Source organism: Mesorhizobium sp. M7A.F.Ca.US.006.04.2.1, assembly GCF_004022915.1.
Classification (GTDB): domain Bacteria; phylum Pseudomonadota; class Alphaproteobacteria; order Rhizobiales; family Rhizobiaceae; genus Mesorhizobium; species Mesorhizobium ciceri.
Map to the genome: position 1 here is coordinate 1 of NZ_RZQA01000199.1, position 8,226 is coordinate 8,226.

Below are 8,226 nucleotides of genomic sequence, written 5' to 3' on the forward strand. Positions count from 1 at the left end.
ATCCTGCATCTGCACGCCCGCGAACCCAGAGATGGCCGCCCGACCGCCGATCCGGACGTCTACATGCAGTTCCTGCCGCGCATCAAGCAGGCGACCGATGCGGTGATCAACATCACCACCGGCGGCTCGTCGCTGATGACGCTGGACCAGCGGCTGGCAGCCCCTTTGCGGGCCGAACCCGAAATGTGCTCGCTCAACATGGGTTCGATGAATTTCGCGCTGTTTCCGATGCTCGACAAGCCACGGGAATGGCAGCACGAATGGGAACCCAAACTGCTGGAAGCCACGCGCGACACCATATTCAAGAACACCTTCGCCGACATGGAGAGTGTGCTTGAGAGGTTGGGTAAGGGCTGCGGCACGCGCTTCGAATTCGAATGCTATGATGTCGGCCATCTCTATTCGCTGGCGCATTTTCGCGATCGGGGGTTGGTGTCGGGACCGCTGTTCATCCAATTCGTCCTTGGCATATTGGGCGGCATCGGCGCCGACCCGGACAATCTCGTCCACATGAAGCGGATCGCCGACAAATTGTTCGGCGACAGCTACCAGTTCTCGGTGCTCGCCGCCGGCCGCCAGCAGATGCCGCTGATCTCAATTGCAGCAGCCATGGGCGGCAATGTCCGTGTCGGGCTGGAGGACAGTCTCTATGACGGCCGCCAGCTGGCGAAATCCAATGCCGATCAAGTGCGCCGTATCCGTGGCATTCTCGACGGGCTGTCGCTGGAGGTTGCAACGCCCACCGAAGCGCGCGACATGCTGGCGCTCAAGGGCGGCGACCGGGTGGCGTTTTGAGATGCTGATCTGAGATGAACCTGCAATGATTGCCTCGCCCAAAATCCGCCTCCGCCCCGGCCGAGTGGAAGACGTCGAAACCATCCACGCCGCGATCCTGAAACTCGGCACGCATATCGGTGCGCCGGAGGAGATCATTTCGACAGCAGATGATTTGCGCACCTACGGCTTTGGTGAAAAGCCCGCTTTCTCCACCCTGATCGCCGAAGTGGGCGGCGAGTTTGCCGGCCTTTGCCTGCATTTCCCGATCTTTTCGACATGGATGGGGCGGCCTGGCGTCTATGTGCAGGATCTCTATGTCGAAGACCGGTTTCGCGGCCGGAAGATCGGCGAGCGGCTGCTGCGGCACGTTGCGGCGCAGTGCCGGAAGGAAGGCGGCGTCTATCTCCGGCTGTCCGTCGACACCGACAATGAAGGGGCCAAGGCCTTCTACGAGAGGCTGGGCATCGCCTGGTCGAGCTACGAACAGACCCAAAAAATCATCGGCGAGGCCTTCTTTGCTTTCGCCGACGCGCCGGAAAACGGGGATCAGGAATGAAAGCCTTCTATGCCGAGGAACAGAAGCGCCACGACCCCAGGGCCTTTCTTTCGAGCGGCGCGGCACAGCCCAATCCGGAAAAGCCGGAGCGCATCGAGAGATTGTTAGTCGGCGCACTATCTGCGGGTTGCACGATCGAGCGACCTCGGGATCATGGGCTCGGCCCGGCCGCGGCGGTGCACACGCCGGAATATCTGGATTTCCTCGAGCATATCTACGCGCGCTGGCAGCGCATCGAGGGCGCTTCGGCCGAAGTGATCCCGAACATCCATCCGATTGCGCGCAATGGCTCCTATCCGGCCTCGGCGGTCGGCCAGGCCGGCTATCACATGGCCGACACGGCTTGCCCGATCTCGGGCGAAACATGGCAGAGCGCGCTGTGGAGCGCCTGGAGCGCGGTCGAAGCCGCCGAGGCGGTGATATCAGGCGCGCCGGCCGCCTACGCGCTGTGCCGCCCGCCCGGCCACCATGCCTTTGCCGATGTCGCCGGCGGCTTCTGTTTCATCAACAACTCGGCCGTCGCCGCGCAGGTTCTGCGCAAACAAGCCGCACGGGTGGCGATCCTCGATGTCGACCTGCATCACGGCAACGGCACGCAAGGCATCTTCTATGCACGGCCGGATGTGCTGACCGTCTCGCTGCACGCCGATCCGGTGCGCTTCTATCCGTTCTTCTGGGGCCATGCCGACGAGCGCGGCGAAGGGCCCGGCCTCGGCTACAATTTCAACCTGCCGCTGCCGCGCAAATCCGCCGACGCGGCGTTTCTCGAAGCGCTCGAGGTGGCCTTCCAGCGCATCCGTGCCTTTTCGCCCGACGCGCTCGTTGTGGCGCTCGGCCTCGACGCGTTCGAGGGCGATCCGTTCGGCGGACTTTCGGTGACGACGCCTGGCTTCTCGCGCATCGGCGAGGCCATCGCAAAGCTCGACCTACCGACGGTCATCGTCCAGGAGGGCGGCTACCTCTGCGACGAACTCGGCGACAATCTCACGGCGTTCCTCACTGGTTTCGGCGGCAAGATGCGGTGAATGCTCAAGCCAGCGTCAGGAGCGCTGCTGCCTGAGCATGGCGATGACCCGATGCACACTTTCCAGCGTTTCGTCGATTTCGGCTGCCGTGTTGTAGTGAGCAATGCCGATGCGCACGACGCCATGCTCGGCTGGAATGCCGAGCTGGTGGACGATCTCCCAGGCGTAGTTGTGACCGGACCACAGGAAGATATTTTCGGCGTTCATCTGCCGCACGATTGTCTCCGGCACGATGCGCTCGACCGTGAAGGAAACCGTCGGCACGCGATCGCCGAGCCGCTTCGGGTCAGTGATGCCGTGGACGGTCAAGCCCTCGATATCGGACAGGCTGTCGATCAGTTGTTGCGCCAACGGGTTTTCGTATGCGATCGAAGCCGCGAACGCCTTGGCGATCTTCTGCCTTCTTGAACCGCCCTCGCCCGCCGCCGCGCCAAGGTCGGCAAAGTAGTCGACCGCGGCGGTGAGGCCGGCCATCAGCTCGATCTGCGGCGTGCCGAGTTCGAACCGCTCCGGCAGACCGTTGGAAGAGCAGCGGCATTTGTAGGGCTCCAGCGTCTCGATGACATCACGGCGGCCCCACAATATGCCCATATGCGGTCCGAAGAATTTGTAGGCCGAGCAGATCAAAAAATCGCAGCCGAGCTCCTGCACGTCGATCAGGCCGTGCGGCGCGAATTGGACGGCATCGACATAGACCAGCGCACCGGCATTCCTGGCTATCGCAGTCAGCGCCTTCACCCGGTTGATCGAACCGGTCAAATTGCTGGCGTAGTTCAACGCGACCAGCCGTGTCTTCTCCGAAAGCAAGCCAGCCAGCGTCGCCTCCTCGACCTGCCAGCTGGTTTCGTCGAACGGCAGCCAGCGCACGACGAGGCCGTGATCCTCGGCCAGTTGCAGCCAGGGCGAGACGTTGCCCTCATGGTCCATGCGGGTGAGAATGATCTCGTCACCGGGCTGCATCGTGCGGCCGAGCGTGCGCGAGATGTGGTAGGTCAGCGTCGTCATGTTGGCGCCGATGATGATTTCCTCAGGACTTGCGGCGCCGAGGAAATCGGCCATGGCCTCATGTGCCTCATCGACGACGGCCTGCGCGGCAATCGTCGTTTCGAAGTAGCCGCCAAGGTTCGCATTGGTGGTCAAGAGACAGCGCGATACCGCATCCGCCACTGCCTGTGGCACCTGCGTGCCGGCAGGGTTGTCGAGATAGATGCGGCGGCGGCCCTTGTCGGTCAGAGAGAGAGCGGGAAATTTTCCCCGGATAGCCTCGATCGGAAAATTCATTGCCGCCCTTCTCCCATTGTAATCGTTGGATATTCGGCCAGCAATCCCCGTTCAAGGACAGGGATTGCCGACCCGCTGGTGGATCGCATCCACCGCCTTCTGCATTTCGTCGGTCCAGACGACGTCGACGGAAGACAGCGCCATATCGAGCTGCGCAACGGTCGTCGCGCCGACGATGTTCGAGGTCACGAACGGCCGGCTCGAGACAAAGGCGTTGGCAAACAGTGCCGGCTCCAGGCCAAAGGAGCGCGCCAGCTCATTGTATTCGAGTTGTGCCTCGGCGGCACCTGGCGTCTCGTAGCGCTGGCCGCGATTGAACAGCTGCGTGCGCGAGCCCTGAGGCCGCGCGCCGTGGTCGTACTTGCCGGTGAGATAGCCCTGCGCCAGCGGCGAATAGGGCAGCAGCGACACCTGCTCGCGCTCGCAGACCTCGGCGAGATTCACCTCGAAGGTGCGGTTGACGAGATTATAGGCGTTCTGGATCGACGCGACGCGCGGGCCGATACCCTGGTCGGCTTCGGCAAGGAACCGCATCACGCCCCAGGAACTCTCGTTCGACAGGCCGAAATGCCGGATCTTTCCTGCCTTCACCAATTCGTCAAACACGGCAAGCGTCTCGGCGATCGGCGTTTCGCCGGCCGGTGCGCCGACGGAATCGGCGCGTGGCGACACGGCGCCGACGCGCGTCGGGTTGGCGCCCCAGGGGATATCCCGCTCCGGCCAGTGGATCTGATAGAGGTCGATGTAGTCGGTGCCGAGCTTGGCCAGCGACTTGTCGATGGCGTCAAAGATATCGGCGCGCACCAGTTGCGACGGCCTGTCGCCGCGAAACCAGCTGTTGGCCGTGCGGCCGACGACCTTCGAGGCCAAGATCACCTTGTCGCGGTTGCCCTTGGCCTTCATCCAGCTGCCGATGATCTTTTCGGTCCGCCCCTGCGTCTCCGCCTTGGGCGGGATCGGATAGAGCTCGGCAGTGTCGATGAAATTGACGCCGCGCGAGAAAGCCAGGTCCATCTGGGCGTGGCCTTCGGCCTCGGTGTTCTGCTGGCCCCAGGTCATGGAGCCCAGGCAGATCTGGGTAACAAGAAGATCAGTCCGACCGAGACGGCGTTTGTGCATGGATTCGGCTCCGGAGGAAGGCTGGCGCGACTGCGCGGAGGAGCCGCATCTATAGGCAAAGCAGAGCCGCTCTCCAAGCCTCGCCAGGCCGACTTTTGCGTGAACCAGCCGGGTTAGCGGCGAGCACCGGCCAGTGCACGACGCTTGGCCTCGTCGATCAGCATGTTGGCCACTTGCATGCGGATCATGGCGCGCTGGCGCAAATGTGGGGCGACGCGGTCGGGATGGTTGGCAAAGGCAAAGCTGCGGCGCATACGGCCGAAATCGGCGACCTGCTTGGGCTGATTGAGGCCGAGTTCGACGGCGATGGCTTCGGGATCGATCGGCGGCAGTTTTTCCTCGGGCTTTGGCTCTTCGCCGGCGAGAGCCAGCTTGGCATGATCGAGCAAAGCGGCGAATTCGGTCGCCAGATCCGCGCCTGCCTCGCGATATTCGGCAGCGGAAACCTTGATGCGACCGGAATGGAGCTCATCGGCCACCGAAAGATAGTCGAACGGGATGGATGGACGAGCGCCGGCCTCTACGTCCTCGCCATTCTTGTCGGGGGCGATGAAGAGGTCGTCGAGCAACGAAGCGAAATCCCGCTTGGCGCCAGTAGCGATGTCAGCCTCCCCCTCGCCCGACCATTCGGGTATCGAAGCATAGAACCGGCTCGTTAAAAATGCATGGCACCGATCTCAATGAATTTAGCCGTCGCCTCGTGGCAGCCATGCAGCCAGCATTCGAGGCTACGATGCGCGTCAGCAAAAGTTTCACCCGGTTGCGGAAAATGGCGAAAAAAATCGCCAAGACATGGCAGGTATGCAAATGCTGCACTGCACAATTGTCACGATTCACCTATATTGGCAGCCGTGGAGGACCAATTTGGGGCTTGAATCATGGGTTTCTTCACTGAAATGTTCGCCCGGCCTCGGCCACAGGAACATCTGAGATACCGCTCGGCGCTCGCGCTGCTTCATTCGATGAGCAATGCCGACCGCGCCGACATAGGGATCAAGCCGGCCGACTTCCCCCGCATCGCCCGCGAAATGTCCATTCGCTAGCTGCATCCGGTGTTCAGGATGTCCCGGATCGGTCCGGGACACCTCCAAAAAATTCAATTCCTTAGCGCGATCCCAGGAACGTCGCCTTGCCCAACGGTACGCCATTGTGGCGAAGGATGTCGTAAGCCGTGGTGAGATGGAAATAGAAGTTGGGCATGGCCACATGCAGCAGATACTGCAGGCCGGGCATCGAGCTTTCGCGTCCACCAAGCTTCAGCTCGATGATCTTGTCATCGGAGCCGTCGAATTCGGCAGCCGAAAATGTCGCGAGAAGGTCGAGCGTCTTCGTGATGCGAGCCTGGACATCGGCAAAACTCGCCTCATTGTCCTCGTATTTCGGCACTTCGCGGCCGGCGAGCCGTGACGGCGCGCCCTTGGCATGATCGGTGGCGATCTGCACCTGCCTGGTCAAGGCGAACATGTCCGGCGCCAGCCGCGCCGTCAGAAAAACCTGCGGGTCTATCTTGCGGTCCAGCGCATTCTGTTCGGCGGTCGCAAGCACATTGGAAAGCGCTTTCAGCCTAGCCGAAAACACCGGCACGGATGCCTCATACATCGATATCGTCACGTCAAATCTCCTGCCCGGCCCAGCGCCGGCGGACGCGACGTAGCGCCTTCGTGCAGGATTTTTCAAGGCCGCCGACGCCGCGTCACCACGTTGCCGCAATCGCCGTCGTAGAATCCTCTTATCGAGCGGAGGTTCCCGATGAGATGCGCCCTTTTCGCAGCGACTGCCTTTCTCTCCCTGGCCCCGATCGGTCAAACGACCTTGGCAGCCGAAGATGCCCCCGAAGCGCCCTATGTCGACGACCGGTCGAGCGCCGATGCTGTTGTTCGTTCGCTCTACAGCGCCATCACCCGGCACGAATTCGCCCGCGCCTGGGGGTATTTCGGCGATACAAAACCGGCAAAGGATTTCGACAGTTTCGTCAAGGGCTATGACGGCACCGACAAGGTCGAGGTCTTGACCGGGGCGGTTTCCGACGAAGGTGCGGCCGGCAGCATTTTCTACAACGTGCCCGTCGCCATCCGCGCCACCGACAAGAGCGGCGGCGAAAAGGTTTTTGCCGGCTGCTACACGCTGCGCCAGGTGAATGCCCAGATCCAGGCGGAGCCACCCTTCGATCCGATCCACATCGAGAATGGGGCACTGAAACCCTCCACCGCCGATTTCGAGGAGGCGCTGCCGCCAAGCTGCGGCGACGGGCCGCCGCCACCGAAGAAGGACACTGCGCTGGAGCAGGCAAAGAAGGCGTTTCTGGCAACCTATGGCGGCCAGTGCGACAAACAGTTCCTGGCCGACGAGCCAACGGTCTTTTCAATCAAATACAAGGACAAGGATGCGCAGCCCGGCGACCCCGACAAGGAGACGCGGCTGTTCCATTTTTCCTGCTCGGCCGCCGCCTACAATGAAAGCTCGGTCTATTATATGACCGACGAGACATCGGCCGTGCAGCAATTGCAATTCGCCGAACCCAAGATGGACATCCGCTACGAGAACAATGACAGCAACGGCAAATTGCTGGGCATGAGCATCGTCGGTTTCCAGACGTCCGGCTGGGCGGTCAATTCCGACTATGACGAGGCCACCCAGACGATCACCACGTTCAACAAGTGGCGCGGGGTCGGCGATGCTTCCGACGCCGGCACGTATCTGTTCCGCAACGGCAATTTCTCGCTGGTCCAGTACGACGTCGATGCATCATATGACGGCGAGCAAAATCCCGAGACTGTCGTCGACTACAACACTGCGCCTTGAGCGTCACACGGGCTTGCAGGCAGCCTGTCAGGGCGACTTCGACAGCATCCAGTTGAGCGTGCCGCGCCAGTCGGTCATGCGGATCGGGGTGCCATGGGTGCCGGTCTCGAAACGAACGAAACGGGTCGGGTAAGTCTTCGATTTGGCCAGGATCGAGCGAAAGAATGCCTCCTGATTTGCCACTGGGAAGACCACGTCGTGACTGCCCTGGCCGAAAAAGACCGGCACACGGCGCTTGAATGCTGGGCTGGTGAAAAAGCTCTCATCCCATAGCGAGCCGAGCAGCAGCAGGCCGTTGATGCGGCCGCCCATGTCCTTGCGCGCGGCAAGCTTCCAGCACAGCGCACCACCCATCGATCCGCAGGCAACGAAGATCTTCGCGCCTGGCGACCGGTCGGCATAGTGACCGATCAGCGCTGCCACCTGCGCTGCTCCCTTGTCGCCGAAATCGGTAAAATCCGGGCTAAGGTAGAGGCCGCCATTGCTGGCCATCAGGTTCTTGAGCCGGTTGAAATTGCCGCCGAAGGTGAAGTCGTCGACGCCTTGCTTGCGGCTGCCGCCCTGCCCGTGCAGGTAAAGCACGATGATGCCGGCGCCCTCGGTCTTGCCGACGGCGACATGCCTGATATCGCCGGCGTCGGTTTTCAGCAACAGATCCTGCTGCAC

The 8,226-nt window shown here is 61.9% G+C and carries 10 protein-coding genes; 5 read left to right on the top strand and 5 right to left on the bottom strand.

Annotation, left to right across the window (positions count from 1 at the left end; genetic code table 11):
• The 3 genes from EN925_RS13155 to EN925_RS13165 all read left to right on the top strand — a co-directional run.
• The coding region (locus EN925_RS13155; protein ID WP_164894194.1) for a 3-keto-5-aminohexanoate cleavage protein at positions 1-795 on the top strand (795 nt) is incomplete at its 5' end.
• Positions 796-820: 25 nt separating this feature from the next.
• On the top strand, positions 821-1,333 hold the full coding sequence (locus tag EN925_RS13160) for a GNAT family N-acetyltransferase (protein WP_064995381.1): 513 nt from the start codon (positions 821-823) through the stop codon (positions 1,331-1,333).
• Positions 1,330-2,358, top strand: coding sequence for a histone deacetylase family protein (locus tag EN925_RS13165; protein WP_127369609.1), 1,029 nt, complete (start codon positions 1,330-1,332; stop codon positions 2,356-2,358). The genes EN925_RS13160 and EN925_RS13165 overlap by 4 nt, the downstream gene beginning before the upstream one ends.
• 15 nt (positions 2,359-2,373) lie before the next feature.
• Here EN925_RS13165 and EN925_RS13170 read toward each other — a convergent pair whose 3' ends face one another.
• The 3 genes from EN925_RS13170 to EN925_RS13180 form a co-directional block, all read right to left on the bottom strand.
• Positions 2,374-3,639 (bottom strand): cysteine desulfurase-like protein, encoded by a 1,266-nt coding sequence (locus EN925_RS13170; protein WP_127388531.1) that lies wholly within the window; start codon positions 3,637-3,639, stop codon positions 2,374-2,376.
• A gap of 51 nt (positions 3,640-3,690) precedes the next feature.
• On the bottom strand, positions 3,691-4,758 hold the full coding sequence (locus tag EN925_RS13175) for an aldo/keto reductase (RefSeq protein WP_127370093.1): 1,068 nt from the start codon (positions 4,756-4,758) through the stop codon (positions 3,691-3,693).
• A 113-nt stretch (positions 4,759-4,871) separates the two neighbouring features.
• Positions 4,872-5,327, bottom strand: a complete 456-nt coding sequence (locus EN925_RS13180) for a hypothetical protein (protein WP_082827379.1) — start codon at positions 5,325-5,327, stop codon at positions 4,872-4,874.
• A gap of 309 nt (positions 5,328-5,636) precedes the next feature.
• Here EN925_RS13180 and EN925_RS13185 point away from each other — a divergent pair, with 309 nt between their 5' ends.
• Entirely contained in the window at positions 5,637-5,801 is a 165-nt protein-coding gene (locus EN925_RS13185) for a hypothetical protein (RefSeq protein ID WP_023810361.1), read from the top strand.
• A 61-nt stretch (positions 5,802-5,862) separates the two neighbouring features.
• Here the strand turns inward: EN925_RS13185 and EN925_RS13190 are convergent, their stop codons facing one another.
• Complete coding sequence (locus EN925_RS13190; RefSeq protein ID WP_063167831.1) at positions 5,863-6,369, bottom strand: DUF1993 family protein; 507 nt, start codon at positions 6,367-6,369, stop codon at positions 5,863-5,865.
• Between the two features lie 138 nt (positions 6,370-6,507).
• Between EN925_RS13190 and EN925_RS13195 the strand changes: the two genes are divergently transcribed.
• Positions 6,508-7,560, top strand: a complete 1,053-nt coding sequence (locus EN925_RS13195) for a DUF1176 domain-containing protein (RefSeq protein ID WP_127370290.1) — start codon at positions 6,508-6,510, stop codon at positions 7,558-7,560.
• 27 nt (positions 7,561-7,587) lie between these two features.
• Here EN925_RS13195 and EN925_RS13200 read toward each other — a convergent pair.
• Positions 7,588-8,226, bottom strand: a 639-nt coding sequence (locus tag EN925_RS13200) for an alpha/beta hydrolase (protein ID WP_128336593.1), incomplete at its 5' end; no start/stop codon positions are given.

Bases quoted from the DNA above. Each gene is read 5' to 3' on its own strand.
- EN925_RS13165 (WP_127369609.1), top strand. From the start codon at position 1,330: ATGAAAGCCTTCTATGCCGAGGAACAGAAGCGCCACGACCCCAGGGCC.
- EN925_RS13170 (WP_127388531.1), bottom strand. From the start codon at position 3,639: ATGAATTTTCCGATCGAGGCTATCCGGGGAAAATTTCCCGCTCTCTCT.
- EN925_RS13175 (WP_127370093.1), bottom strand. From the start codon at position 4,758: ATGCACAAACGCCGTCTCGGTCGGACTGATCTTCTTGTTACCCAGATC.
- EN925_RS13160 (WP_064995381.1), top strand. From the start codon at position 821: ATGATTGCCTCGCCCAAAATCCGCCTCCGCCCCGGCCGAGTGGAAGAC.
- EN925_RS13195 (WP_127370290.1), top strand. From the start codon at position 6,508: ATGAGATGCGCCCTTTTCGCAGCGACTGCCTTTCTCTCCCTGGCCCCG.
- EN925_RS13185 (WP_023810361.1), top strand. From the start codon at position 5,637: ATGGGTTTCTTCACTGAAATGTTCGCCCGGCCTCGGCCACAGGAACAT.